26 protein-coding genes and 1 tRNA gene are annotated in these 24,834 nt (G+C 60.4%); 15 read left to right on the forward strand and 12 right to left on the reverse strand.

Annotated features, from left to right (window positions below):
* The first annotated feature begins 141 nt into the window (after positions 1-141).
* Positions 142-423 carry a helix-turn-helix domain-containing protein gene (locus ACYG9V_RS15985; RefSeq protein WP_023689492.1) on the forward strand — a complete coding sequence of 94 codons (282 nt, stop codon included), beginning with the start codon at positions 142-144 and terminating at the stop codon, positions 421-423.
* A 77-nt stretch (positions 424-500) separates the two neighbouring features.
* Here ACYG9V_RS15985 and ACYG9V_RS15990 read toward each other — a convergent pair whose 3' ends face one another.
* On the reverse strand, positions 501-953 hold the full coding sequence (locus tag ACYG9V_RS15990; protein WP_352764258.1) for a cupin domain-containing protein: 453 nt from the start codon (positions 951-953) through the stop codon (positions 501-503).
* 244 nt (positions 954-1,197) lie between these two features.
* Between ACYG9V_RS15990 and ACYG9V_RS15995 the strand changes: the two genes are divergently transcribed.
* The 8 genes from ACYG9V_RS15995 (at position 1,198) to ACYG9V_RS16030 (ending at position 7,391) form a co-directional block, all read left to right on the forward strand.
* Positions 1,198-1,659, forward strand: coding sequence for a YbaK/EbsC family protein (locus tag ACYG9V_RS15995; RefSeq protein ID WP_352764255.1), 462 nt, complete (start codon positions 1,198-1,200; stop codon positions 1,657-1,659).
* A gap of 263 nt (positions 1,660-1,922) precedes the next feature.
* On the forward strand, positions 1,923-3,452 hold the full coding sequence (locus ACYG9V_RS16000) for a tyrosine-type recombinase/integrase (protein WP_352764253.1): 1,530 nt from the start codon (positions 1,923-1,925) through the stop codon (positions 3,450-3,452).
* Between the two features lie 273 nt (positions 3,453-3,725).
* Positions 3,726-3,959 carry a helix-turn-helix transcriptional regulator gene (locus tag ACYG9V_RS16005; protein WP_352764251.1) on the forward strand — a complete coding sequence of 78 codons (234 nt, stop codon included), beginning with the start codon at positions 3,726-3,728 and terminating at the stop codon, positions 3,957-3,959.
* Positions 3,960-4,168: 209 nt separating this feature from the next.
* Positions 4,169-5,065, forward strand: a complete 897-nt coding sequence (locus ACYG9V_RS16010; protein WP_352764249.1) for a helix-turn-helix domain-containing protein — start codon at positions 4,169-4,171, stop codon at positions 5,063-5,065.
* Between the two features lie 11 nt (positions 5,066-5,076).
* The gene (locus tag ACYG9V_RS16015) at positions 5,077-5,397 is read left to right on the forward strand and encodes a DUF6074 family protein (RefSeq protein ID WP_352764247.1); all 321 of its coding nucleotides are present in this window, start codon (positions 5,077-5,079) and stop codon (positions 5,395-5,397) included.
* A 249-nt stretch (positions 5,398-5,646) separates the two neighbouring features.
* Entirely contained in the window at positions 5,647-6,030 is a 384-nt protein-coding gene (locus tag ACYG9V_RS16020; RefSeq protein ID WP_352764245.1) for a hypothetical protein, read from the forward strand.
* Between the two features lie 108 nt (positions 6,031-6,138).
* Complete coding sequence (locus ACYG9V_RS16025; protein WP_352764243.1) at positions 6,139-6,855, forward strand: hypothetical protein; 717 nt, start codon at positions 6,139-6,141, stop codon at positions 6,853-6,855.
* A 14-nt stretch (positions 6,856-6,869) separates the two neighbouring features.
* A complete protein-coding gene (locus ACYG9V_RS16030; RefSeq protein ID WP_352764241.1) occupies positions 6,870-7,391 on the forward strand; it encodes a hypothetical protein in 522 nt (173 codons plus the stop codon).
* Positions 7,392-7,399: 8 nt separating this feature from the next.
* On the opposite strand, the gene ACYG9V_RS16035 is transcribed toward ACYG9V_RS16030, so the two are convergent.
* Entirely contained in the window at positions 7,400-8,254 is an 855-nt protein-coding gene (locus tag ACYG9V_RS16035; RefSeq protein WP_352764239.1) for a hypothetical protein, read from the reverse strand.
* A 298-nt stretch (positions 8,255-8,552) separates the two neighbouring features.
* Between ACYG9V_RS16035 and ACYG9V_RS16040 the strand changes: the two genes are divergently transcribed.
* From ACYG9V_RS16040 to ACYG9V_RS16050, 3 genes are read left to right on the forward strand one after another with little or no spacing between them, the layout of a single operon-like run.
* Positions 8,553-9,302, forward strand: coding sequence for a hypothetical protein (locus ACYG9V_RS16040; protein ID WP_352764237.1), 750 nt, complete (start codon positions 8,553-8,555; stop codon positions 9,300-9,302).
* Between the two features lie 2 nt (positions 9,303-9,304).
* Positions 9,305-9,805, forward strand: a complete 501-nt coding sequence (locus ACYG9V_RS16045) for a hypothetical protein (RefSeq protein WP_352764234.1) — start codon at positions 9,305-9,307, stop codon at positions 9,803-9,805.
* Positions 9,802-10,911, forward strand: a complete 1,110-nt coding sequence (locus tag ACYG9V_RS16050; RefSeq protein ID WP_352764232.1) for a ComEC/Rec2 family competence protein — start codon at positions 9,802-9,804, stop codon at positions 10,909-10,911. Before ACYG9V_RS16045 ends, ACYG9V_RS16050 begins: the two co-directional genes overlap by 4 nt.
* 86 nt (positions 10,912-10,997) lie before the next feature.
* Here the strand turns inward: ACYG9V_RS16050 and ACYG9V_RS16055 are convergent.
* Positions 10,998-11,074 (reverse strand) — tRNA-Pro (locus ACYG9V_RS16055).
* Between the two features lie 143 nt (positions 11,075-11,217).
* Here ACYG9V_RS16055 and ACYG9V_RS16060 point away from each other — a divergent pair.
* The gene (locus ACYG9V_RS16060; protein ID WP_023734138.1) at positions 11,218-12,186 is read left to right on the forward strand and encodes a glycosyltransferase family 8 protein; all 969 of its coding nucleotides are present in this window, start codon (positions 11,218-11,220) and stop codon (positions 12,184-12,186) included.
* A gap of 23 nt (positions 12,187-12,209) precedes the next feature.
* The gene (locus ACYG9V_RS16065) at positions 12,210-13,217 is read left to right on the forward strand and encodes a glycosyltransferase family 8 protein (RefSeq protein WP_084023765.1); all 1,008 of its coding nucleotides are present in this window, start codon (positions 12,210-12,212) and stop codon (positions 13,215-13,217) included.
* A 108-nt stretch (positions 13,218-13,325) separates the two neighbouring features.
* On the opposite strand, the gene ACYG9V_RS16070 is transcribed toward ACYG9V_RS16065, so the two are convergent.
* The 5 genes from ACYG9V_RS16070 to ACYG9V_RS16090 form a co-directional block, all read right to left on the reverse strand.
* Entirely contained in the window at positions 13,326-14,015 is a 690-nt protein-coding gene (locus ACYG9V_RS16070) for an FkbM family methyltransferase (protein WP_245260854.1), read from the reverse strand.
* Positions 14,016-14,234: 219 nt separating this feature from the next.
* Complete coding sequence (locus ACYG9V_RS16075) at positions 14,235-15,479, reverse strand: O-antigen ligase family protein (RefSeq protein ID WP_023734135.1); 1,245 nt, start codon at positions 15,477-15,479, stop codon at positions 14,235-14,237.
* Entirely contained in the window at positions 15,476-17,011 is a 1,536-nt protein-coding gene (locus ACYG9V_RS16080) for an undecaprenyl-phosphate glucose phosphotransferase (protein WP_023711534.1), read from the reverse strand. The genes ACYG9V_RS16075 and ACYG9V_RS16080 overlap by 4 nt, the downstream gene beginning before the upstream one ends.
* An 86-nt stretch (positions 17,012-17,097) precedes the next feature.
* Positions 17,098-18,228, reverse strand: a complete 1,131-nt coding sequence (locus tag ACYG9V_RS16085; RefSeq protein ID WP_023823256.1) for a glycosyltransferase — start codon at positions 18,226-18,228, stop codon at positions 17,098-17,100.
* 7 nt (positions 18,229-18,235) lie between these two features.
* On the reverse strand, positions 18,236-18,799 hold the full coding sequence (locus ACYG9V_RS16090) for a polysaccharide biosynthesis/export family protein (protein WP_023669390.1): 564 nt from the start codon (positions 18,797-18,799) through the stop codon (positions 18,236-18,238).
* A 264-nt stretch (positions 18,800-19,063) separates the two neighbouring features.
* On the opposite strand from ACYG9V_RS16090, the gene ACYG9V_RS16095 reads away from it, so the two are divergent.
* The gene (locus ACYG9V_RS16095; RefSeq protein ID WP_352764229.1) at positions 19,064-21,286 is read left to right on the forward strand and encodes a GumC family protein; all 2,223 of its coding nucleotides are present in this window, start codon (positions 19,064-19,066) and stop codon (positions 21,284-21,286) included.
* A gap of 98 nt (positions 21,287-21,384) precedes the next feature.
* Here ACYG9V_RS16095 and ACYG9V_RS16100 read toward each other — a convergent pair whose 3' ends face one another.
* Genes ACYG9V_RS16100 through ACYG9V_RS16115 form a run of 4 tightly spaced genes read right to left on the reverse strand, consistent with a single transcriptional unit; the run spans position 21,385 to position 24,707 of the window.
* Positions 21,385-22,221 (reverse strand): GNAT family N-acetyltransferase, encoded by an 837-nt coding sequence (locus tag ACYG9V_RS16100; RefSeq protein ID WP_352764227.1) that lies wholly within the window; start codon positions 22,219-22,221, stop codon positions 21,385-21,387.
* Between the two features lie 5 nt (positions 22,222-22,226).
* Entirely contained in the window at positions 22,227-22,973 is a 747-nt protein-coding gene (locus ACYG9V_RS16105; protein WP_352764295.1) for an aspartate/glutamate racemase family protein, read from the reverse strand.
* 2 nt (positions 22,974-22,975) lie between these two features.
* On the reverse strand, positions 22,976-23,794 hold the full coding sequence (locus ACYG9V_RS16110) for an ABC transporter permease (RefSeq protein ID WP_352764225.1): 819 nt from the start codon (positions 23,792-23,794) through the stop codon (positions 22,976-22,978).
* Between the two features lies 1 nt (position 23,795).
* Positions 23,796-24,707, reverse strand: a complete 912-nt coding sequence (locus ACYG9V_RS16115; RefSeq protein WP_023682325.1) for an ABC transporter permease — start codon at positions 24,705-24,707, stop codon at positions 23,796-23,798.
* Between the last annotated feature and the right edge of the window lie 127 nt (positions 24,708-24,834).

Raw genomic sequence — 24,834 nt, forward strand, 5'->3', positions numbered from 1 at the left:
GCCTGCGGTTTTGACGCCGGTTCACGAAGCTGTGACGGTCGGTTTGGGCCTTGGCAAATCGCCGTCAAGCGGGCATTGTCCCGGCTCTCAGGCAACACCCTATCATTTGATCCAAAACTCTTTAGCCCCATGGAGTTGCCAATGCCCCAAACTGCAAAACACGAACCCTTCTCCAGGCTGGCGGCCGACGTTGCGCTCGAGCACCCCGGCCTCAAAGCCATCCGGGAGACAAAGGGATACAGTATTGAAGAGCTTTCCCTGACCTGCGGTCTGTCGACCAGCGAGATTGCCGACATAGAGAGCGGCAAGGACACCGATCCGACGAAACTTCGCCGGATCGCCGCAGCATTGCAATTGCCGGAAACGGCCCTGATCGATGCCCCGGCGCCCACGGCGCCTGTGGAAAACCGGTCCGTTTCATAAACAACGGCCAAGCGTCGTTCAACAAGCCCGCCATGGTTTGCCCTGGCGGGCTTGTTGCATTCGCCCAACGGCGAATGTCACTTCTTGCTCGGATCGTCCGCCGGGTTGACGTAGGTGATCGCGAACGGCCCCTCGCCATGAACCTGGACGATCGTAGCGCTTGTCGTCCAGGCGTAATGGTTCATTCCCTGTGGGGCTACGCCGAAGCCGCCGGCGGTCAGTTCGATGCCCTTGGTCTCGTCGAGCTTGTCGCCCATGCCGATATGAAAATTGCCGGAAATCACCGTCACATATTCCGAGGTGGGATGGTTGTGCGCCGCAGTCCTGTAGCCGGCCGGCAGCTTCAACCGCAGCACGTAGATGCCATCCTTCGAGGGGTCCCCGGCGATGACAGCCATGTCCGCGCCGGCGGGCAGGACAGCAGGAGCAGGACCCCATTTGATGGCGTCCGCGTTCATCGGCATGTCGTCGGCAAGCAGCGGCGCCGTCCCGATAAGCAGCAGCGCCAGAGCCGAGGCGAGCTTGAGCATGATGATCTCTCCGGTTGGTCGTGGGAGCACAGCATCAGCGCCGGCCCTGATCCATTGCGACCTACCAAGGCAGCAGCCCGAACACATCTCCCGCACGGGGGATGCGCCTTGCGTTGCCGACATGCGGCGCGACCCGCCTGGCCTGGTATCGCTGCAGCCGTCGAGGGGCGGGGAGGTTGCCGCCGACCGAGCGTGAAGCTATCCAGTGTGAACGCTAACCGTTTTCGAATGGGACAATGCCGAGATGAGCCTTGAATCCGTGCGCGCCTTCCTGGCTGCCCATGCGCCCGATGTCGAAGTGCTCGTCACCGAAGCGAGTTCCGCGACGGTGGCGCTGGCGGCTGAGGCGCATGGCGTGGAGCCGGCGCAGATCGCCAAGACCATCTGCCTGCGCGTCGGCGGTGAGACCATGCTGATCGTGGCCGGCGGCATGTCGAGGCTCGACAACCGCAAATTGAAGGACCGTTTCGGCGGCAAGCCGCGCATGCTTGACGCCGACGAGGTTGTCGCGATTACCAGCCATCCCGTCGGCGGCGTCTGCCCATTCGGCCTGCCGGCGCCGCTGCCGGTCTATTGCGACGTCTCGCTGCGCGCCTTCGATGAAGTCGTGCCCGCGGCCGGCGCCACCAACGCCGCTGTAAGGCTCAGCCCTGAGCGCATGGCACAGATTGTCGGCGCCGAATGGGTCGATGTGTGCCAAGGATGAATGTTGGTGATTTGAGAAGCAGGACCTTTGGGGGCAAGTCCTGTCTAAAAATGGTCGGAGTGGCCGGATTCGAACCGACGACCCCTTGACCCCCAGTCAAATCTCATGGCTCCCAAAGCCTAACAATCCACATCACAAGAGCGCGCCGTATGCCTTGCAATGCAAGGCGTTGAGCGATATGTCTGCGAATGATACTAACATCGGGTAACGCCGTCAAACGCACCAAATGCGTTACCCCTCGTTACCCGGAAGGGCATTTGACCATGGCAAGCGTGCTCACAGCGAAGGCCGTCGAGGCCGCCAAGCCTGACCCAAACGGCCGGCGGGAGATCCCCGACGGCGGCTGTCGTGGCCTCTATCTGGTCATCCAATCGAGCGGCGCGAAATCGTGGGCGCTTCGATATCGGTTTGGTGGCAAATCCCAAAAGCTGACCATCGGCCATGTGCTTCACGCCCGACTATCGGACGCGCCGGTTGGCGGCCCGGCATTGGGGCAGGGCCATACGCTCGGCGAGGCCAGGGTGGCAGCTTTGCGCGCTTTAACGGCGGTGTCCGAGGGGGTGGACCCGGCTAAGGCCAAGAAGGCGGCTATTGAGGCCGCCAAGCCGGTTTCCGAAGAAGCATTGGCCGACAAGCAGGCCGAAGCGGAACGCGATCTGGTTCGTAAGCAAGGCGCCGCCTTTGTGGAAGGATGGTGCAAGGCCCAAAAGAACCGGTCATGGCCCGAGGTCGAGCGGCAATTCAAAGCCGAGATCAACCCGGTTCTAGGCGACCGCCACGTTGCTCACGTTTCAAAGCGCGACGTGAAGGACCTTTTAAAAGCTATCGTCGCCCGCGGATCACCGGTCACGGCAAATCGGGTCTTTGCGACGTTGCGAAAGTTCTTTGGCTGGCTGGTCGACGAGGACGTCATTGCCGTGTCGCCGTGTGACGGAGTCTCGAAACCGACTGAGGAGACGCCTCGCGAGCGAGTGCTTACCGATCCCGAATTGCAAGACGTCTGGCGCGCAACGGGCGCTTTTGACTATCCCTTCGGGCCAATGTGGCGTCTGCTCTTGCTGACCGGCCAGCGCCGCGAGGAAGTGGCGGGAATGGAATGGTCGGAATTGTCCTTGGGCGGGAACTGGCCGGAATGGAGTCTGCCGGGATCTCGGACCAAGAATGGCAAGCCGCATTTAGTTCCATTGTCTCATCTGGCGGTAGTGATTTTAGAGCTACTGCCCCGCGAGCCGATCATTGGCGCCAACGGGAAGAAGATCGAACCCAAGTTCGCATTCACTACTACCGGCGAAACTCACGTCTCGGGATACAGCCGATCAAAGGCGCGGCTGGACGCCGAGATAGAACGGTTGCGGACGGAAGCCAATGAGGGCGCCGATCCTATGCTGTCTTGGGGTCTGCACGATCTACGCCGGACAGTAGCAACTCGGCTGGCAGGCTTCGGCGTGCGCCTCGAGGTCATCGAGAAAATATTGAATCACGTCAGCGGCTCTTTCGCCGGCATCGTCGGCGTCTATCAAAAGCACGATTTCGAGGACGAGAAGCGACAAGCGCTGGAAGCTTGGACGCGATACGTCGAATTGCTCGTCGACGAGGCGTCGTGGCCGAAGTTTCAGGCGTGGAGAGTGGACGGCGATCGTGAGGAGGAAACAGCCCGCAGCCGGGAATTCAATGCTGCAATCCTTGAGGGCGGCGGGCGCTGGCAAAGCGTCTTGACCGCGATCCGTGGCGAGGACGATGACCAAGTCGTGGTGAAGCTGCCGCTTGGTCGCGCTCGCGAGCGCCTCGCATAGGACTCGAGGAATCCTGCCAACGTCCTATTGCGTAAGAGTCGAAGGTTAGCATATCGTGAGGCGGTGTTACGCGGTGATGCCGTGGAAACATCTCTAGGTTTCTGAATACCCTTGCCTCTGCGGCTTATTGCCGGGGAGACCGTGAAAACGGAGCGGCCGATGGCGCGCAGGTGACGGGACCGAGCGGCGGATGCCGGGAGCTTCTGGTCTTCAACCAGGCTCGCCGGCTTTTTTGTTTTTGCCCCGCGAGCCTACCATTTCTGGAGTTCGCAAATGATCGGAAAACACAGCCTCGCTCCCCAAAATGAAGAGTCGGCGCCTGACGCCGTATATCTAACCGCGCCACAAGTGCTGGCTCGGTTCCAGATTTCCGATATGTCGCTTTGGCGTTGGCTGCAGGATGAGAAGCTTGGCTTCCCGCGGCCATTGGTCATCAATCGCCGCCGACTTTTTCTTAAATCTGCATTGGTTGAATGGGAGCGCACTCGCGCCGGCCACGTGGCGTAAGCCAGCCGCCTCGATGAACGCTCACCACATTTGCACGCCGCCGGCCAGGCCGCGCCCTGACTCGCGCCCGGCAAAGGCGCATCTGACACCGCATCAAAGGCTCGCTTGCCGTGAGGTCCAGCCTTTCTGGGGATCGGCCGGCCAAACCGGCGCATGCCTGGATCCCAGGGTAGCGCGCCGGGACGCGCCCGCACCCATAGGAGATCACATTGCCAAAAGACCCTGACGAGAAGGGCGAGCCAAATGACGGCTTTGCCAAGTTCAGATGGAATTGGATCAGGCAGGTACTTTACGACCATGAGCTGTCATCAACAGCGGTTCGTATCGCACTCTGCCTGGCAATGGAGTTTCTAAATCGCAAAAGCAGGACAGCCTGGCCTTCACAGATGACTTTGGCGACGCTGCTGAGATGCAGCGTGAAGACCGTGGAAAATGCCATCGCGTCGTTGGGTGAGCGGGGTCACTTAACTGTCACTCGTCGTGGAAAGGGGGTGACCAACAGCTACGATTTTGCCCTTCATGATCCGACAAAAGCTTCCGATCAAGATCCGAAAGAAATTGCGGATCAGAAGGATGCTTTGACCGGCAACAATTGGGACCGTGATCCGAAAGAAGCTGCGGACATGAACAGACAGAATTTGCGGACGACTCATATGAGCGCGCGCAGTGATGAACCAGAGGCGGCCCTTGCAGGGGCCGCCGAACGGTTCAGGCCGTCATCTAACGTTAGTGGAACATCGGAAGCGCGCCATGGCGCTTCCGATTCCAACGCGGCAGCCACTAAGTCAAATAGTCAACAAACGCCGATCCGCGTCATCGAAGAAATGGACTCCTCCCTTGCCGCTGAGTTCGCTGCATCCTTCGATGCGCTCCATGAAAATCCGCCTGCAGACTATGCGTGCAACCACGATGACGACTTCGATCACGTCGAGCGCGATGAAGGCAGCGACAAAGGCGAAGACGATGCGCCCGGCGTCGACGGTCTTGGACCAGACGACGAGGGTGCCGACGTCGGCCTCATGTTCGACGAAGACTATGAGGACGAAAGCGAGATTCCGCTCGAACTGGTCAGCGGCACTCCCAAAGTCCCACAAAAGCAATGCTGAGGAGGAATTGCATGCCGAAAGATCAATCCGACCAGCTCTCGATGATCCCTTTGTTCGAGAGGACAGCCACGATTCTGTGGTTTCCGATTCGCCAGCGCCGGCAAGTAGCCCGCGGCGCTGCAAGGCGCTTGTTGGCCGCGCCAGACCGTCCAGAGCAGCTGCGGCGGTGGAGATGCGAGCGCGGGAAGCTTCGCCAGGAAATGCGTGCGCTTGGTCTCGACGACGGGCAGATCGCAGCCGAACTGAGAAGATTTTTCGATGTGGTTGGTTTCGAAGCGTGGAAAATTTCGCGAGTTCCTGCCCGCGAGAGTTCCGATGGCGGCGCCGCGTGATCACAACGCCGGGCACAGGAGTCCTTGTAGTCATGGATCCGAGGATCGGCCGGCGTGGTACAAGCCTGGCGTCCGGGGCAGGCAGCAGAGCCGGCCGATTCCCGCCACAAGTGGCTTTGGTCCGCCTTTTTCCGTGGGGCACTTGATAGGTTGTCAAGTGCTACCACTTGGCAACTGCGCTTGATTCCGCGCACATAGCGCTAGTGAATACCGTCGAATCTGAATCCGGGTAACGCGTGAGTAAAAAATATGGCACGAAATCAAGCCAAGATGACTAGGCGAAAGGTCGAAATTGAAGCTGAAAACCTGGCCGTCAACAGGCCGGCCTTGCGCGGCGTCGATCGCCGCACTGCCGGCGGCCGGCGATATGCCGAGATTCTTGGCTGCATTCTCGCAGCTATTGGCGGCACGGTCCGCGACGAACAAACGATCTTGGCACGGCGTGCCGCCAGCATAGCGCTAGTGTGCGAGAGCGAGGATGCCCGACTGGCGAACGGCGAGATTATCGATGGCACCGCGTACGTGACGCTCGCAAATGCCCTTTCTCGCCTTTTCGAAAGCCTTGGGATCGACAGCGCCAGGCCGCCGAATGACCGGCCCGAGCGGGTTCCAAGCATGCGAATTTTCGGATGATCGTATCGCCGCGGTCCGTGCAGGCGGCTCGCGGTGCGCGCCGCCGGCTTTGCGGACTTGGGTCGGCGGCGCGGTTTGGTAACTGAGTCAGTGTTTCGGAGTAGCTGTATGGCCCTTTCCCCGTCTCTTAATCGCGCGGTCATCGACCGGTATCAGATGAAGGATCCTCGAGCCGGCACTGTCCAGCCGGACCCCGCACTCGACGACTTGGCCGGCGCTCTCGACTTCGCCGGTAATGCAGCGGTCGAGATCGAGGCGACCGCGGCGGCGATCACTGCCGACAAAACCCGAACTGCACAGGACAACGCCGTCCGGCTTCGCGCCGCCGCGACGACGATCGCGCAACGCGGTGTCGCCCGGCTCGATTCGGCGCTGGAGCGGACTCAAGCGGAGATCGGTCGGCTGACCGCGTCGACATGGGCTCCGGCACAGCCAAGGAATGCGACGGAGGAAAGCCGTGCAGCCGAGTTGCGAGGCGTGCTGCGCCAGATGGACGACAAGTCTCGCGCGGCGGCCATAGCCGGACGCCTGGCGGCAGGGGACGATCAATTCCTCTCTGCGGTGCTGCACGCGGATCCGCTGCTGCTTGGAATAAGCGATATCTCGCACGCGTCCGTACGCGATCGCTGGCGCCGGCAAAAGTTCCCCGTCGAGCTCGGAAGGATCGAGAGGCTGACGAAGGCCGTCGAAGCCGCTCGGCGTGCCGGCCTGGCCTTCGTCGAGGTAGCGACTAGGCATACCCAGTCGCCCGCTGCCAAGCTGGCGGACGCCGCCGCGGCCCGCGCTGCGGAGGCGATCGCCGCCGCAGCTAGTCACCAAGCGTAACGAGGAGAAGTCCAATGCCCGGGGAAGATTTTGAATTTCCGACCACGGTCCCGACTCTGGCCAAAGTGCCGGCGCAGTTTCGCGCTTGCTACCTGCCTACTGGTTTTGGCGGCTTCACGTTGACCCCGGAGGCGCAGGCGATCGCCGACGAAGGCAATGCGGCCCTTGCGGCCGCTCAGAAGGCCCATGAGGCGGCCTTGGCTAATTGCGACAAAGTCATCAAGGAACGCACTGACACGCTGCACGGCATGATCGCCCGCACGGCGATCAGCGACGTCTTTGACGCCCAAGGCGTGGCTGGCAAGTTCGCGCCGGCGGGCTTGGCGCTGTTTCTGACGACGCACAAAATCGAGGTCGAGCCGGCCGACGATGGCGACGGCCATGTCGTGCTTATTCGGGACGGCTTTGGCCTTCAAAGCGTTGAAGCCGCGGTGAGTGATTGGCTTGGCAGCGACGAGGGTAGGGCGTATGCGCCGGCACCGATCGCTGCGGGCGAGTTCGCCGCTATGATCGATCGCCTAAAGAGCGCGCGGTAGGGCTGCTCTCAATCCGCCAATTTCGCAGCGGCTGTTGGCGCATCGGCGGGCTGCCCGGATGAACCTATTGGTACGAAAACAGGGAATTCTGTGTTCGCATAGAATTTCCTCATCGCCGGTCCGATGCCATAGGTAACCTGCTCTCCCATGCGGACAAGATCAGATATCATCTCGCGAATGCCGTTTACGAGGCTTTCCAGTTCCATCTCAAGCGGCGCCAGACGACCGACGTCCGCCTCTGTTAGGCCCGACGTGAGAACGCCGTCCGCGGCGGCGATATGATGTGTAATGTAATCCTTAACCAGATCTCTTTTTTGGCCGTATACCTTAACCGCCTCTACCAGGTTCCTATGCTGCATAAAAAGGGTAACGGCAGAATGCATGAGGGTACCGTCTTTTGCGGCGATAAGTGGCGACAATTCAGCCGCATCAACGTCGTATAGCTGGTAACTTCCAACGATCGGCAGAATGCGTTTCCAAAGTGGTTGAGCAGTTAGATTTCGGTCGTTCGCATCGGAAAGGGACGAGTCGATTGACCGCTGGATGGCAACGACATCGCTCAATATCAAAGAAGCCTTGACCGCCAATTTGAGGGCGTAGGATTGTTGCTCGGCGTTTCTGGCACTGATGTCGCGGTTCAACGTTTCTTTGGACGTCTGGCGGGCAAGGATGAAAGCCACTAACGCGCTCATCCCTGATCCAAGGACAGCCCCGCCGAATCCACTCAGCAGCGTTGCATATTCAGCGGTCGAGGCAATTTTGTCGGCCAGGTACGCAAAAATAGCGGCTCCCGCCATTGCGCCAAAGATGCCAACCGAAATGAGTTCGACAACGGAGTTTTTGACAGAAACAAGCTTCGGCACCTTCCCCTCCACCTTGGCGAAACTGGATCATCGCATTCGAAAATGGCGTGTGGCTTACCCACGCCATTACCCTGGGCGAGTCTAGGCGCACAATTGACAGATTGTTGGGGCCAAACCCTTGGTTTCTCTGGTCTGAGAACCAATACCTATCGGCCGACCCCTTGACCGGTGCTCAAGTGACCACCATCTACCCGCGCTCATTCGGCACATATCACTAGTATGGACTTTGGGAAAAATTGAAGCACTATGCCGCTGCGACGGCCGGTGGGCAGAGTGGCTGGATCTTTAGGGGCTGAAATTGTCCGACGAGACATCCGTAAAGCTGATAAAAATCCTTTGGCGCTTGGACTTCGATCTAAGCTATGCCGTCTACGATAAGAGAGGAGCCTGCGTCCGAACTCTTCTGGAGACAGTTCCAGATTTCTTAGTCAAAATTGGAGAGGCGCGAGCTCAGAATCGCCTAACGGGGGAGACTGACGATAGCGGACAGGCGATTCATATTTCCATAGATCCAAGCACGATTTCTGGGGCCATCGAATGGCCACTCGGGACCGCGCTCGTCGGCGTCTTGCAGCACGCGGCGTTTCGCAACGTCAATAAGATTGCATCCGAATTGATGACGATTGCCGAAGTGGCGAAGGTAAACCGCTTTGGGATACGCTTTATCGTGCTCATCAAAAGCGCCGCCCTCCCGCAGCGATTTGGAAGCGTTGATCATATGTTCGATCACGAATCTTCGAAATCTATTCGCGAAATTCTCGGCCACATCGACGATGCAGCGGTTACCGTCGAGGGAAAGGCGGACGACGGCCTCAACTATCGAGTGTCCTATGGCCCGTTTGCCCAAAAAAATATCGACATGCACTTGGCTAAGACCAAGGACATCATAGATGCGGACTACTATTCCACATACGATGCGGTCGTGGATCTGGACCTCTTTGAATCGAACTTTTTCCTCTTGGAGAAATCGCTGTTTCGGTGGTCCTCGACTAAGGTTGCGAAAGCCGAAAAGCTCGTGCAAACTGTTACGGGCGGTAGGGGGAGGTAATTGTGGTCCAGTTTGCCAGAAAATCGACTGAAGCGGATGTCGCTAGTGACGATATCTTCTTCAGCCAAGGGAGTAACGGACGAAAAACGGAGCTCAAAGGCTCCGAGCAAACGACGCCTATAGGGTCGGTTGGCTCTGGTCGGCTGACTGAGACCATGACTGCTTTGGGCGAGGTCATTCAAGTTGATCGTCGGCAGCGCGTGGCGGCACCGCAGGCCAGCATGAGCGCAGAAACGTCTAACAGAGCGAAGGCGGTTGTCTCCCAAGTCGGGGCAGAATTTATCACTCTTGACTGCTACCTTCCCTCTGGGAACCTACTCGTTCAATTTCCTGTCACGTTGATAGACGAGGGCCTCCGGGTCTTTGGTCAACCTGTTTGGATCTCGCTCGGCTCCGCCGGAGGTTACAGGATACCTCGAATTACTTCGCGCGATATCGAACCTCAGCCAAATCTGGCCGGTCTGGAAGCGCTCCAAGTGTGGGTCGATAGCGGTTGTCCTTGACCTTTCGGTTTTTGAATGTGGGGCACGGCAGTTCCACGATCATCGAATTTGATGACGGGTCAAAAAAGCATTTTGGGGTAATTGACAGTAACGCCGATGCGGTTACCGAACCTAGGGCACTAGCAGTCCTTCGTGCTTTAGGTGCGGCTGAACTTTCGTTTTTGTGTTTAACGCACCCTCATAAAGATCACTATTCAGGGCTGTACGCTATAGCCAGGTATTTTGATGGAAGAATTGGCCAGTTCTACTCCTGTCCAATGGGTGATCTTGTCGCAAATAGCGTCAGAAGACAAAAACTCGCTAAGCACTTGATGAAAATTGCCTCGAAAACAGACGGTATGGCCGAGCGTCAAGCGGCGGTTGAATTTCTTCAAATAATAAAATGGGCATCTGGCCAAGAGAATTTCTGGACTGAGTGTGCTGGCGAAGAGAATACAATTGGGCCGCCCGGATTTTCTGCAGTGAGCGTCCACACCGTACTGCCACTAAAGGCATCAAAAGGTGAATACATTGGGCGTATCGAGAGAGACGACCCAAATATGTTTGGCCACGTGGACGATAACGACATCAGTTTGGCAATTCGATTCAGCTACGGTGGTATTGATGTAGTTCTCGGAGGTGATGGAACTCTGATTAATTGGCGAAATCGTCGAACTCGCTTCGAGAGAAATGTTGGCCGGCGTATCATGGCCAACGTTGTCAACCTGCCGCATCACGGGTCGCACTATGATTCGGCGCCCGAAGTCCTAGAGAATCTTTTTGCTGTTGGAGGAGACCGGTACGGTGTTACCTCAGCGAATGGGCATTCACATCCGTCTCAAGACGTTATCGAGTGGCTTTCTAGTCAGGGCATTTCCCCATTTTGTACGAATCTAATGCCGGCATGTGGGGCGAATGCCAGCAAGCTTTTGGCGCTGCCAGGGATAAACGCCGAGCTGGCCGCGATATTGCGACAATCCGCCGTATCTGGAGGTGTGATCCAGCCCTGCCAGGGCGATATCACTCTTACGATCGAATCCAACGGAAATTTCGCTGTTGTTCCCCAGCATCGAAGTTTCTGCGGTTACAGGAAAACGTTTGCCAGCCTGTTCCCGATGGTCCCATAGGAAAGCGCGTTACCCTGTATGGTACCTAAGAGCCGCAATTTAAAGAAACCGATCAAGGCCCACTGGGGGTAAGTCCTTGTAATTTATGGTCGGAGTGGCCGGATTCGAACCGACGACCCCTTGACCCCCAGTCAAGTGCGCTACCGGGCTGCGCTACACTCCGGACCGCGCAAAGCCATATATTTTCAAGGGGTATGGTGCAAGCGCTAAAACGGCGCGCCGGGCCTGAAAGTCGCCAGCATTCGGCCTTGTCGCCGCAACGCCAAGGCGATATGGCTCGCGCAGTGTCGATACGAAGGATTGCGCGTGGCAAATTCCTGTTTTTTTCTGGCGGCCGACGCAAATTATTTTCCGTATGCATGCTTGGCGGCGCGCAGAATTCTGGATGTTTCGGGAGAGGCAACACCGGGATTCATCCTGCATGTCGGCGCACGCGATGCCGATATGCGTGTTGCTGAACGCCTGCTGACGAACCGTCTTCGCATAGTGGACGTTTCGGGGCTGTTTGCGGAGGCTGGCCATACTTTCCGGCCAAGCAATGTCGGCACTTTTGTTCGGCTTTTCGCCGACCAACTGCCTCAGTTCGCGGACTATGACCGCATCGCCCATGTCGATTGTGATGTTCTGTTCAATCGAGATATCGCCGACCTGGTGGGCCAGACACTTCATGCTCCGTTGTTGGCCGCTCACGACGATTACATGTATTTCCGCCCGGGCTATCGGAACAAACTGTCGATGCAGCCGGGGGCGCCTTATTTCAACGCCGGCATCATCGTCTTCAACATGCCGCCCGTGCGTCAACAGGGACTTTTGCACCGCGCCAGAGATGTTGCCGTTGCCGGGCAAATGAACGATCAGAACGCGCTGAACATCGTCTTCGAGGGCAAGTGGCAGACGATGCACCCGAACTGGAATTTGATGTCCAACGATACGAAGGAGTTTCGGTTCGCCCAAGCCTATGCGCGGCATTTCGCCGGCGGCAAGCCCTGGGGAAGCCAGGTCGACGTGGAGCCCGAGGCGCTTGCCGTCTGGCGCGATCTGGCAAGGGATACGCCGTGGCTTGAGCCCTTCCGGCAGCGTATTCCCTTCGAGCGGGGCGTCATGAGGCGGTTCGCCCGAAGGTTCGACGGTATCATGGGGATGTTGCCGAACAAGGACCGGTATCGGCGGCGCGCACGGTACGACGGCAGCAAGGTGCATAAGATATATGCCGAGCATGCTGACGCCGGGGCGATGGCTGTGCAGTTTCCGGAAGTACTCGGTGGTTTCGCCTGAGACCCGCAACGGAGCTCTCGCGAATGGGTCAGGCAACAGGTTGTAGCATGCCGCAAAAATCGTGTTTCTTTTTCGCCACCGACCAGAGGTATTTCCCGTATGCCAGCCTGGCGGCGCGCCGCGTGCTGAATGTGTCGGACCACCTCGACGGCTTTATTTTGCACACCGGTGTCATCTCCAACGAAGACCGAGCTATCGGAGAGCGTCTGCTCGGTGGGAAGATCCGCATCCTGGATGTCACGAAATTCATGGAAGCGACAAACTTCAACCGCGGAACGCACCCAACCCTTGCGACCTACATCAGGCTGTTTGCCGATCAATTGCCGGAGTTCGAACCATATGACCGCATCGCCTATTCCGACGCCGATGTGCTTTTCAACAGATCGATAGAAGACCTCTGCAACGTCCCGCTCAACGCTCCGCTGCTGGCCGCACACGATGAGCAGACCTATTTCGACGTAAAGTATCGACAGCATTTACCGATGCAGCCAGGCGCGCCGAAGTTCAATGCCGGCGTGCTGGTGTTCAACATGCCACTGGTCAGGCAGGAGGGGCTTCTGGAGCGTACCCGGCAGTTGGCCTCCGAGCAGGTTTACGGGATGGATCAAGGTGCATTGAACGTGGCTTTCGAGGGCAGGTGGCAGACGATGCACCCGTTCTGGAACGTGATGACCAACTACACCAGCCAGATTTCTTTCAGCCGCTGCTACGCCCGCCACTTCGCCTGGGGCAAGCCCTGGGACCGTCCGCCGATCGGTGTCGAGGTCGACGCCATGGCGATCTATCGTGATCTGGCGAAAGGCACGCCCTGGGCCGGCCGTTTCAGCAGCAGCTGGCCGGTCAAGAGAGGCATATTGAAAAACCTCGGCCGCAAGTTCGACGCCATCAGCGGGATTTTGCTGAACGACGAGAAGCGCAAGCGACGGGCGCGGTTCGACGCCGAAAAGGTCAGCGCCATCTTTGCCAGCCATGCGGACAATTCGATGTTGGCCGTGCAATACCCCGAACGGGTAGCTGGCATAGCCAGATAGAACTTGACGCTCCGCCGGACGCGGTTCCTCCCGCCAATCTTCCTCGATAAGTCTATTGCCTCGCTGGTTGATGCCCTCCGGCTAGCACGCTCAAGGCCGAGCCGATACTTAGCTCCAATCCAGATTGATGTTGCGGATGCCTTCCTGCGCGATCCGGCCCCGCAGCTTGCCGATCCGGTCGGCCAGGTCTGGCGAGAACCGTTCATGTGTCTCGACCAGGATTTGTCCAATCGAACGGTGAATGCTGGCGTCCAGCATGGCTTCGATGCATTCCGCTTCGGCCCCTTCTATGTCCATCTTGACGATGGCGATCGGCTCATGGAGACCTTGCAGGAACTGCACCAGGTCAACCACCTCAACTTCAAAGCTTTTCCCGTTCGTGTGTTCGTGTGTCTGGATCAGGGACGACGATTCGGTCCTGCGGAGATCGCTGACGTCCGGCCTCTGATGGAATGTGGCCGCTCGCGCTGATCCACCAACAGCCTTCGGAATGATCGTCACCCGGTCGTTGTTGCCAAACCTTTTCGTCAAAATCTGGCGAGCAACAGGGTCAGGCTCGAAAGCAATCACCCGCATCCCATAGGCTAGTACATGTCCCGTGACGTCGCCAATATTGGCGCCGAGATCGATGAACAGACTATCGGCGGGAAGCTTTTTCATAAGCTGATGGAAGTCGTATTCGGCCTGCCGCACACGCCGCGGGGGCCTGTGCCATCGGCGATACGCGTACCAGCGCAGCATGAATTCGAAATAGCTTTCCCTCAGCATAACCACGCCCGTCAGATTAGTGGCGCCCACCAACCCGGAATATTATCCAGCCCGGCAAGCACGCCAACTCAATTGGAATTTTGTCAGTCGCGTTTAGCGACGTTTTCCCACCATCACAACATAAATGCGCCGCCGGCAACCCGTGCTCAATTCGACCAGGGGTTGGAGCAAGCAGATCAAAGCCTGCGAGGGCCTGCACAACCCCGGTATTGGCGTGCGCGGCTGTTCCTGTCCTTTAGGATTACTCGGCTACCTCGGTTGCGCCACCGCCCGCAACCCGCGCTGATGCCTGTATTCCAGCGCGATCGCGCCCCAGATTAGGCCGAGCAGCAGGTAGACATGGCGCCAGTGGTCGATGTCGATGAAGGTGCCGAGCCCGATATTGCCGATGAAAGCGACGTAGGCGCAGAGCAGATAGGGCTGCCACGGCCGGTCGCGCAAAAGGATGCGGAAGCCGGCGGCGATCGTCCACAGCGTCAGCGACAGGAACGAGACGAAGCCGAGCCAGCCATAATCCATCAACGTCTTCAGCCAGATGTCGTGCGTGTCTTCGCCAAAAATGGTGCCGAACACCAGCGGGCCGATGCCGAGCGGATATTCGAGCGCCATCTCGAAGCCGATCGTGTAGCGGGCGAAGCGGCCAAGGCGCGCCGTGTCGTAGCTCTGTTCCAGCTGGGCGCGGCTTGAAAACATCTCGCCGACGCCGGGCAGCTGCAGGATGACGATCATGGCGACCACCAGCAGGGTGACGGCGGCAATGGTCATGATGATGACGCGCAGCCGGAACTTGCCGCTGTTGCTTTGCAGGAACAGGGCGCCGGTGAGCAGGATGGCCGAGACGGCGAACATGCCCCAGGCGCCGCGCGAGAACGAAAAGAAGATGCCCGCGGTGATGATCAGCAGCGGCACCGCCAGAAGCGGCATGCGCGCGATTGAGCCGGTCAACAGCAGATAGAGCAGATAGATGCCGGGCAGCACCAGGAACGGCCCGAACACGTTCGGATCCTGGAAGGCGCCCTGGGCGCGGTCGTATCTGGTGAAGACTTCAGCGCCCGGGAAAGCGTGGAAATAGCCGGCAATGCCGAGCAGCGAGGTCACCACCGCGGAGACAACATAGGCGATGAAGATCAGCCGGTAGAGGCCGGGCTGCACCGCCGTCACCGACGAGAAGAACACCGCGGTGACCGCGAGAAACAGCGAGACCGCGAGATAGAGCGGTGTGTTGGCGAGATCGGCCATCTGAGTCATTGCAATCATGCCGCCGATGTTCATCGTGATCAGCAGCACCAGCAGCGGCACGGCCGCGCGCGATATGCGCAGGCCAAACAGCCCCCACACCCCGATCAGCCCGACCATGAAAAGATCGTAAGGCGCCGGCTCGTCGATGACGAAGCCTGACAGGAAGACGCCGAAAAACACCGCGCCCGACGATATCAGCGCGATCAGCTTGGCATTGACCGCAGCCTGCGGCACATCATGGGAAATCGCGCTCAATAGGCGTTTTCCGTGTTGAGCAGCCGCAGCGGCGTCATGAGCAGGATGCGCAGATCGAACAGCATCGACCAGTTCTCGATGTAATAGAGGTCGTATTCCGTGCGCATGCGGATCTTCTCATTGGTGTCCATCTCGCCGCGCCAGCCATTGATCTGCGCCCAGCCGGTAACGCCGGGCTTGACCTTGTGGCGGGCGAAATAGCCGTCGACCACCTCATTGTAGAGAAGGTTGTGCGACTGCGCGGCAATCGCATGCGGGCGCGGGCCAACCAGTGACAGCGTGCCGAACAGCGAGTTGAAGAACTGCGGCAGCTCGTCGATCGAGCTCTTGCGGATGAAGCGGCCGACGCGGGTGACGCGCGGATCGTTCTTGGTCACCGTCTGCTTGGCGGTCGGGTCCGAACGGTCGGTATACATGGAGCGGAATTTGTAGACTTCGACGATCTCGTTGTTGAAGCCGTGCCGCTTCTGCTTGAACAGCACCGGACCCTTGCTGTCGAGCTTGATGGCGATGGCCGTCGCCAGCATCACCGGTGAGAACAGGACAATGCCGATCAGCGAGAAGACGATGTCGAAGGCGCGCTTGGCGACCGAATCCCAGTCGTTGATCGGCCTGTCGAAGATATCGAGCATCGGCACCGAGCCGATGTAGGAATAGGCGCGCGGGCGAAACTGCAAAGCGTTCGAATGCGCCGAGAGCCGGATGTCGACCGGCAGCACCCAGAGCTTCTTCAGCAGCTGCAGCACGCGCGTTTCGGCAGTCAGCGGCAGCGACACGATCAGCATGTCGATGCGCGCGATGCGAGCGAATTCCATCAGCTCCGAAATGGTTCCGAGCTTGGGATAGCCGGCCACGATCGGCGGCGAGCGCTTGTCGCCGCGGTCATCGAAGATGCCGCAGATGCGGATGTCGTTGTCTGGCTGCTTCTCGACCGAGCGGATCAGCATCTCGGCCGCCTTGCCGCCGCCGACGATGACGGCGCGGCGTTCCATGCGGCCGTTGCGCGCCCAGCGCCGGATCAGCTTCGACATCACCAGCCTGAGGCCGAACAGCAGAAGCAGGCCGACGACAAACCAGGTGCCGAACAGCAGACGCGAATAATCCTCCGACATTTTCATGATGAAGGCCGTCAGCGCCATCAGCGCGAAGGTGCCGGCCCAGACCATCAGCACGCGGCCGAGATTGGAGATCGGTCGCATCAAGGCGGAGATCTGGTAGCAATCGCTGACGTCGAGCAGCACCACGGCCACGAATGACGCCGCGGCAATGGTCAGCGGATATTGCCAGGCGAGATAGTTGAAGAAGCCGACAAAGTGGAAGTAGAGCGCGAGCCCCGACAGGAACAGCAAGCCGAATTCGACGATGCGCAATACGCCGCTGACCATGACCGGCGACATCGTATCGCGCCGGTATTGCGAGGCGACCTGGCGGGCAACACTGTTCATGCCGCCGGGCGTGGGGCTCTCGGCAGGACTGTCGAATTTGCGCACCGCATCGGCCGAAAAGCGGCGCGTGGGGTCGGTCTCGTTCATCGGGTTTCCCACAAGCTTCCGCGATGACGATAGCAGAAAGAGAGCTAAAAAAACCTTGAGAACAACTTGTGGTTTTGGACGGTCGTCTATCTGTTGAGCGCGGCGAAATAGGCCTTTTCGATTTCGGCGGCCATCACATCGGCGCCGAATCGCGCCCTGAGCCTGGCGGTGTCGGGCATGACGCGCCGGTATGCGTCGAGATCGCGCAGCGCTTCACCCACCTTGTCGCCGAGTTGGCGCGGATCGGGACGGATCAGGGCAGGGGATCCCTCACCGAAGATTTCGGGAATGCCGCCGACGGCCGTGGCGATCATCGGCCTGCCGGCGGCCAGCGTCTCCAGCACGATATAGGGCATGGCTTCCGCGCGCGACGGCACAACCACGAGGTCGGCCAGTGCAAAGGCCTCCCTGGCTGGCATAGGCGGCAAGAAGCGGACCTGTTTTCCGAGGCCCAGCCGTTTCACCTGCGCATGGTAGCGCGGCAGGTCGTCGCCATCGCCGACCATGACCGCGGTCAAGCGGCGCTCAAGCTGGGACCCGGCCAGCACCAGCGCGTCGATGAAAATGTCAGGCCCTTTGAGGTCGCGCATCATGCCGATGTAGAGCAGGTCGGCCGCGTCGGGCTGTGCGACCACCGGTTCGAACTCGGCGGCGCGCAGGCCGTTATAGACCAGCGTGTTCGGGATAGGCGGTTCGCCGACCTTCCTGCGATAGGTGCGCCGCTCATAGTCGGAGACGAACAGCAGGCAGTCGGTGAAGCGCGCCATGAAGCGCTCGAGCGCGAAGAACAGCTTCCCGGTCGTCGTCGTTTCATCATAGTGGAGGGAGCCGCCATGCGGCGAATAGAGGCGGGCTACGCGAGACCTAGATACCCGCAACAATGAGCCGAACAGACGGGCATAGGCGCCACCTTTGGCGCCATGTCCGTGCAACACATCCGGCTGCAATTCCTTGATGATCCTGTAAGTGCGCCAGGCCGAGGCGAAGTCGCCCGGCCCGACATGGCGCTGCATCGGCGTGCGATGGATGCCGAGCGCCAGGCTGTCCTTCATCTGGTCGAACAGGCGTTCCTCGTATTCGCCGCCGGTGGTCGAATCGCAGACGATGCCGACAACATGTCCGGCGGCGAGCTGGGCCTCCGTCAGGTCGCGCACATGCCGGAAGATCCCGCCGACGGGTGAGCGAAAGCAGTGGACGATCCTGAGCTGGTCCGCCACGTTGATGTCAGAACAGGCGTTCGCGAACGTAGACCGTGTCGCCCGGCAGCAGCGGATCGGAGGTAACCACCCGGCCTGTCATCACCTTGCCGTTGATGTCGCGGGTGATGTCGACGCTTTCCTGGTTGGCGCGCGGCGAGAAACCGCCCGCAATCGCGATGGCCTTCTGCACGGTGAGGCCCGGCACGTAGGAATACTGGCCGGCGGCGCCCACTTCGCCCATGACGAAGATCGGCCGGTAGCGATCGATCTCGACCGACACGTCGGGGTCGCGCAGATAGCCTTGGCGCAGTTTGTCGGCGAGCGCTTTTTCCAGCTGCTGGGCCGTGTGGCCGCGCGCCGGCACCGCGCCGACCAGCGGGAAGGACATGTAGCCGGACTGATCGACACTGTAGGTGTTGGTCAGACCGTCCTGTTCGAACACGGTGACGCGGACACGGTCGCCGGCGCCGAGCCGATAGGGCTGGTCGAGTACCTCGTGGAAGGCCGCCGGCGTCGGCCGGTAGCTGGAGCAGCCGGCGAGCATCGACACGGCCAGCAGAGCGCGAAACAGACCAGCAGCGCTTTTCATGATCGGACACACACCTTCGTCGCTATGGCCGCCAGGACACGGCGGCAAACCTTAAGGATCTGGGTTCGTTATCATCCTGTTAGGGTTAATGGCCGGTAAAGGGACGCGGCCGATTTGGCGGCAATCGACAAAAAGCCGTATAGTTTTGCTGGCTTTGTTTACCGGATGTCAGCAAACCCTAACAGCTGCTTACCGCGATCTTAACGGCTGAGTTACCATAGTTGTTTACGCTACCATCTAGCCTCATGTCCGGAGCAGGAATGCATGTCCGACCAGTCCGCGGCCGCAGATGTCGATGTCGACCTGAGACAGCTCTTCGCCAGCCTGGCGCGGAACTGGCTGCGCATTCTTGTGATCACGCTTCTCGTCACTGGTCTCGCCTTCGCGTTCGCGTGGCTTGCCACGCCGCATTATAAGGCCACGACGCAGCTGAAAATCCAGTTGAGCGAATCGGCCTATACGCGGCCTGCCGGCACCAATGAAGACGACAAACCTGTGCTCGATGCGGAAGGTGTAGCAACCGAGGTTCAGGTCATTTCCTCGTCCGACATTCTCAAGCAGGTGGCTGCCGACCTTAAGCTGGGCGACAAGCCCGAGTTCAACTATGCGCTCGGCATGTCGCCGGTCACCCGGCTCCTGGTCATTGCCGGGCTGAAGAGCGATCCGGAAGAAATTCCGCTCGAAGAGCGCGTGCTGACGAAGATGCGCGACAAGCTCAATGTTTATGGCGTGGAAAAGACCCGCGTCATCGCCGTCGAATTTTCCTCTGAAGATCCCCAGCTTGCCGCTGACATTCCGAACGCCATCGCCAAGGCCTACCTGGCCTATCAGGCGGACGCCAAGACCAAGTCGAACGCCGCCGCGACCGCCTTCCTCGGGCCGGAAATCGACGATCTGCAGAAGCAGGTCAGGGATGCAGAGGCCAAGGTCGCGGCCTTCCGCTCCGCCCAGTCGGACCTGTTGATGGCTGGCAACAATTCGGTGCTGGCGACGCAGCAATTGTCCGAGCTATCGACCGAACTGTCGCGTGTGCGCGCCAGCCGCGCTTCGGCCGAGGCAACGGCCGAAAGGGTGCGCCAGGCTTTGCAGAATGGCGGTTCGCTGGACGCTGTACCCGAAGTGCTGTCTTCCGATCTGATCCAGCGGCTGCGTGAGCGTCAGATCGAGCTCAGAACCAACATCGCCGATCTTTCCACCACCTTGCTCGACAACCATCCCCGCCTGCGGGCGATGAGGTCGCAGCTTGCCGATCTCGACGGCCAGATCCGCAACGAAGCGCAAAAAATCATGCGCGGGTTGCTGACGCAGGCGCAGACCGCCCAGGCGCGCGAAAACCAGCTGATATCGGACGTCAACAAGCTGAAAGCGGCGTCGTCGCGGGCCGGCGAGGAGCAGGTTCAGCTGGATGCGCTGCAGCGCGAGGCGAACGTCCGGCGCCAGCAGCTTGAATCCTATATGGCGAGCTTCCGCGAAGTGTCCTCGCGCAAGAATTACCTGCCGGTCGATGCCAGCGTGTTTTCCGAGGCGCGCGTGCCGTCGGAACCCTATTTCCCCAAGCTCGTGCCGATCGTCGGCGCCGCCTTAGTCGGCTCGCTGCTGCTGATGTCGGTCATCACGCTGCTGCAGGAGCTGTTTTCCGGCCGCGCCATGCGTCCGGCCCCAGGGGCGCGCTTCGAGCGTATCGAGCAGGTTGCGATGCCGGCAATGTCGGCGCCGGTCGTCGACCCGGAACCGGCTCCTGAGGTCGTGGAAGTGGACGATCAGCCGACGACCGTGGAGTCTGAACTGGCGCCCGAGCCGGAGCCCGAGCCGGCTCCTTCAGTGCTGGAAGGAGCAGCGGCTGCCGGTTCCGAACCGCAAGCCGAACCTGAACCTGTCCGCTCCAGCCTTGGCGAGATCGATGTCGAGAAGGCGGCGGAGAAGCTGATCGCCAGCGGTGCTGCGCGCGCCATCTTCGTGTCGCCCGAAGGCGATGAGGCGGCTGCATCGGCAGTGCTGGTAGCGCGCGAAGTCTCCGACGCTGGCCTGCGTGTGCTGCTGCTCGATCTCACGGCGTCAGGTGCCGCCTCGCGGCCGATGCTGGACAGCGGACTTTTCCCCGGCATCACCAATCTGCTGGCTTCGGAAGCGCAGTTCAGCGACGTCATCCACGCCGACCTCTATTCGGACTGCCACGTCGTTCCCGTCGGCACCGCCGATCCGGTGCGCGCCATGCGCGCCGCCGACCGGCTGCCGATCATCATGCAGTCGCTGACCACCGCCTATGATCTGGTCATCGTCGAATGCGGACCGGCCGATGCGCAAGGCATCAGCCGACTGGTCGGCGACAGCACCGAGGTCTTCATGTCCATGCTGCAGGCGGACGATGAGGTGGCGCAGGCCGCCGTCGAGCTGATCGAAAGCGGCTATCCCGACCTCACTCTGGTGACGCCGATCGGCCACGAGACGCCGGGTAACCCCGTGCCGGGACGACGTAGCGCCGCCTGAGACATCAGACAATTCGACTTAGGCGGCGCTACTACGGATCGGCTCGTCCATCGCCCGCCGGCTCCCGAAAAACCAAGCCTGTCAGTCGGCGCCGGGATCTACCCCAACTCCAGGGTCGTCACGCCAAATATTCGGCGCGAGTCGACCTTCGGAGGCGGGCCCTTGTACATGCGCGTGGTGGTGAAGGTCGGCCTGAAACCAATCGCTGCAAGCGCCGTGGTGAAATCGAAATTTTCGGCAGGAACGTCGATATGCAGGTCGCCACCTTTGCATGCGGCAGCCAGACTGCCCATGAGCTGCATCGCCGTCTCGGTGTCGTCGGCAAACAGCGGGCCGATCTTGTAACCCGAACGGCAGGGACGAGCCACGGCGTAGCCTATGGTGCCGAGTGAACTGATTGCGGCGAACCCGCAATGCGGCGGCTGCGCCCAGCGGTGCAGGAAGGCTCGTCGAGGCGCGGGGAAACAGCGGGCGTCATAGACGATGATGTCGGGCACGAGTTGCGTGGTTATCATGCGCACCCCTTCGCTTCGGACGGGCGGGGTCGCGATACGGCCGCTGAAGCGGATGGTTTCGTACGCCGAGCTGAATCCCGTGCGGCGATAATTCGCCAGCTGCGCGGCGACCCCGTCGAGGCCGACCGTTCGGCCGGCCAGCCTGGCCATGCCCGCATTCCAGACTGCTTTGCCATGGCCTTTGCCGCGCATGTCTGGTCGGCAGATGTAGAGACCGATGAAACCGAAATTGCCGCCATAGGCGACAGCCGAGATGGCGGCGGTCATCTCGTTGTCGACAAAAGCGCCGATGAACCCTTCAGGATCGGTTGGCCGGAACGCGGCGGCATCATCAAGGCCAGGGTTCCAGCCTTCAGCCGCCGCCCAGTCGATGAGAACGGTCAGTTCCGGCGGAGACAATGCGCGGACGGTAGGCTTCATAGCGTTCACTCCGCGGCGACCACCCCCGGCGAGAAGGATTTCAGCACGCCGCGATAGGGCTTGGCCAGCGGACTGGCATAGGAGCCGCGCTTCGAGGTCGACAGGCCCAATGCGACCAGCGCCTCGGCCTGTTTGAGGGCGGCGCCGACGCCGTCGATGACGGGCAGGTCGAACTCTTGCTGCAACCGGTGTGCCAGGTCGGCCATGCCGGCGCAGCCGAGCACGATGGCCTCGGCGCGGTCATCCGCTATGGCGCGGGCGATCTCGGCGCGCAGTTTCTCGACCGCGCCGGAAGCAGCGTCTTCGAGCGAGAGTACGGGAATGTCGGCGGCGCGCACGCGCGCGCGCCCGGCCATGCCGTAGCGCTGCACCAGCCCCTCGACAGGGACACGCGAGCGTTCGGTGGTCGTCACCACTGTGAAGCGCTGGGCAATGTAGGAGGCGACACCGAGTGCGGCCTCGCAGATGCCGATGACCGGAATGGAGGCCATGGCGCGTGCCGCATCCAGGCCGGTATCGTCGAAGCAGGCGATGATGGCGGCCTGAGCCCCGGCACGTTCGCCGGCGGCGATCTCCATCAAGAGGCCGGGCACGGCCAATGCCTCGTCATAATAGCCCTCGATCGAGGCCGGGCCCATCGAGGAGGTGACCGCGATCACCTCGGTCCCGGCGCCGGCAACGGCGCGCGCCGCCGCCGCGATCGTCTCGGTCATGCTCGCCGTCGTGTTGGGGTTCACCACCAGTATCTGCACAATCAAACCCTGGCCCGCCTGCGGCCAACATAGAGGATGGCGCCCAGTGTGGCCAGGATCACCAGGAAGGAGAACACGGTGGTCACCGTGCCCAGCGCGTAGAGCACCGGCGTCGTGACATTGGTGGTCATGCCGTAGATCTCGAGCGGCAGCGTGTTGAAGGTGCCCGACGTCATCAGCGTGCGGGCGAACTCGTCATAGGACAGCGTGAAGCCGAACAGGCCGACGCCGATCAGGCTCGGCGCGATCATCGGCAGCACGACATGGGCGAAGGTCTGCCAGGAGTTGGCGCCCAGGTCACGCGCTGCTTCCTCATAGGCGGGCGAGAAGCGGTTGAAGACGGCGAACATGATGAGCACGCCGAAGGGCAAGGTCCAGGTCAGGTGCGCGCCGAAGGCCGATGTGTACCAGGCCGGGCGGAAGCCGACCTGCTGGAACACGACGCCGATGCCGAGCGAAATGATGATCGAGGGTACGACGAGGCTGGCGACCGCCAGGTAGAACAAAGCGGTGGCGCCACGAAATTTTTGCCGGAAAGCGAGCCCTGCCAGCAGCGACACGACGACGGTGACGATCATCACCATGAGGCCGAGCACGAGCGAGCGCTTGAAGCTGCCGCCGAAATCGCCGACCGCCTGGCGCTCGAACAGATTGGCGAACCAGTGCAGCGACATGCCATTGAGCGGGAAGGTGAGGCCGCCGGTCTCGCCTTGGAAAGAAAGGATCAGGATCGCCGACAGCGGGCCATAGAGGAACAGCACGAACAGAGTGAAGAAGACCGCAAGCACATAGAATTCGAGGGTGCGTTTTTCGTGGCTCACCTCAGAGCTCCTTGCGGATATCGACGATGCGCAGGATGCCGGCGACCATCAAGAGCACCAACACCAGCAACACCACGGCATTGGCGGCGGCTGCGGGATACTGCAGCAGCGACATCTGGTTCTTCATCATCAGTGCGACCGACGCGCTCTGGCCGCCCGACATCACCTGCACGGTGGAGAAATCGGCCATCACCAGCGTGACGACGAAGATGGTGCCGATCGCCATGCCGGGCTTGGCCAGCGGGATGACGACGTTCCACAAGACCTGCCAGCCGGACGCGCCGGCATCGCGCGCGGCCTCAACCAGCGAGCGGTCGATGCGCATCAACGTGTTGAAGATCGGCGTTACCATGAACAGCGTGTAGAGATGCACCATGGCCAACACCACGGCGAATTCCGAATAGAGCAGCCATTCGATGGGTTTTGGCACCAGCCCCAACTGCACCAGCGCCGAGTTGATCAACCCGTTGCGGCCAAGCACCGGGATCCACGAGATCATGCGGATGATGTTGGAGGTCAGGAACGGCACCGTGCAGACAAGGAACAGCACCATCTGCATGGCGGTGGTGCGGATATGGAAGGCGAGGAAATAGGCCACCCAGAAGCCGATGAACAAGGTCAGGGCCCAGACGATGGCAGCGAATTTGATGGTGTTGAGATAGGTCTTCCAGGTGACCCATGATCCCAGCACGTCGAAATAGTTCGTCGTCAGGAAATCCGGATACATGGCGGCGAAGTCGTAGTCCCAGAAGGAGACGACGGCGATCATGATGATTGGCAAGAGCAGGAACGCACCGAGGATGAGCGCCAGCGGCGCCGATTGGAGGTAGGGCGTGACGGCACTGATGGAGAAGCGCCGGCGTCTGGCGGGCTTGGCTGCTGCGATGGCGGGGCGTTCGAGAGCGACTGTCATTGGGAAAATCCTCCGCGTGATCGCGATGACTTGCGATCCTTGGCGCCCCCCTCTGTCCTGCCGGACATCTCCCCCACGAGGGGGGAGATCGAACTCTCATAACGGCCTTCGCCAAACTCCAACGTTG

The sequence above is a fragment of the Mesorhizobium sp. W016 genome (assembly GCF_054719485.1).

What these genes read in the sequence shown, in the direction of transcription:
- ACYG9V_RS15985 (WP_023689492.1), top strand. Translation starts at nt 142, where the DNA reads ATGCCCCAAACTGCAAAACACGAACCCTTCTCCAGGCTGGCGGCCGAC.
- ACYG9V_RS15990 (WP_352764258.1), bottom strand. Translation starts at nt 953, where the DNA reads ATGCTCAAGCTCGCCTCGGCTCTGGCGCTGCTGCTTATCGGGACGGCG.
- ACYG9V_RS15995 (WP_352764255.1), top strand. Translation starts at nt 1,198, where the DNA reads ATGAGCCTTGAATCCGTGCGCGCCTTCCTGGCTGCCCATGCGCCCGAT.
- ACYG9V_RS16000 (WP_352764253.1), top strand. Translation starts at nt 1,923, where the DNA reads ATGGCAAGCGTGCTCACAGCGAAGGCCGTCGAGGCCGCCAAGCCTGAC.
- ACYG9V_RS16005 (WP_352764251.1), top strand. Translation starts at nt 3,726, where the DNA reads ATGATCGGAAAACACAGCCTCGCTCCCCAAAATGAAGAGTCGGCGCCT.
- ACYG9V_RS16015 (WP_352764247.1), top strand. Translation starts at nt 5,077, where the DNA reads ATGCCGAAAGATCAATCCGACCAGCTCTCGATGATCCCTTTGTTCGAG.
- ACYG9V_RS16020 (WP_352764245.1), top strand. Translation starts at nt 5,647, where the DNA reads ATGGCACGAAATCAAGCCAAGATGACTAGGCGAAAGGTCGAAATTGAA.
- ACYG9V_RS16025 (WP_352764243.1), top strand. Translation starts at nt 6,139, where the DNA reads ATGGCCCTTTCCCCGTCTCTTAATCGCGCGGTCATCGACCGGTATCAG.
- ACYG9V_RS16030 (WP_352764241.1), top strand. Translation starts at nt 6,870, where the DNA reads ATGCCCGGGGAAGATTTTGAATTTCCGACCACGGTCCCGACTCTGGCC.
- ACYG9V_RS16065 (WP_084023765.1), top strand. Translation starts at nt 12,210, where the DNA reads ATGGGTCAGGCAACAGGTTGTAGCATGCCGCAAAAATCGTGTTTCTTT.
- ACYG9V_RS16080 (WP_023711534.1), bottom strand. Translation starts at nt 17,011, where the DNA reads ATGAACGAGACCGACCCCACGCGCCGCTTTTCGGCCGATGCGGTGCGC.
- ACYG9V_RS16090 (WP_023669390.1), bottom strand. Translation starts at nt 18,799, where the DNA reads ATGAAAAGCGCTGCTGGTCTGTTTCGCGCTCTGCTGGCCGTGTCGATG.
- ACYG9V_RS16095 (WP_352764229.1), top strand. Translation starts at nt 19,064, where the DNA reads ATGTCCGACCAGTCCGCGGCCGCAGATGTCGATGTCGACCTGAGACAG.
- ACYG9V_RS16100 (WP_352764227.1), bottom strand. Translation starts at nt 22,221, where the DNA reads ATGAAGCCTACCGTCCGCGCATTGTCTCCGCCGGAACTGACCGTTCTC.
- ACYG9V_RS16115 (WP_023682325.1), bottom strand. Translation starts at nt 24,707, where the DNA reads ATGACAGTCGCTCTCGAACGCCCCGCCATCGCAGCAGCCAAGCCCGCC.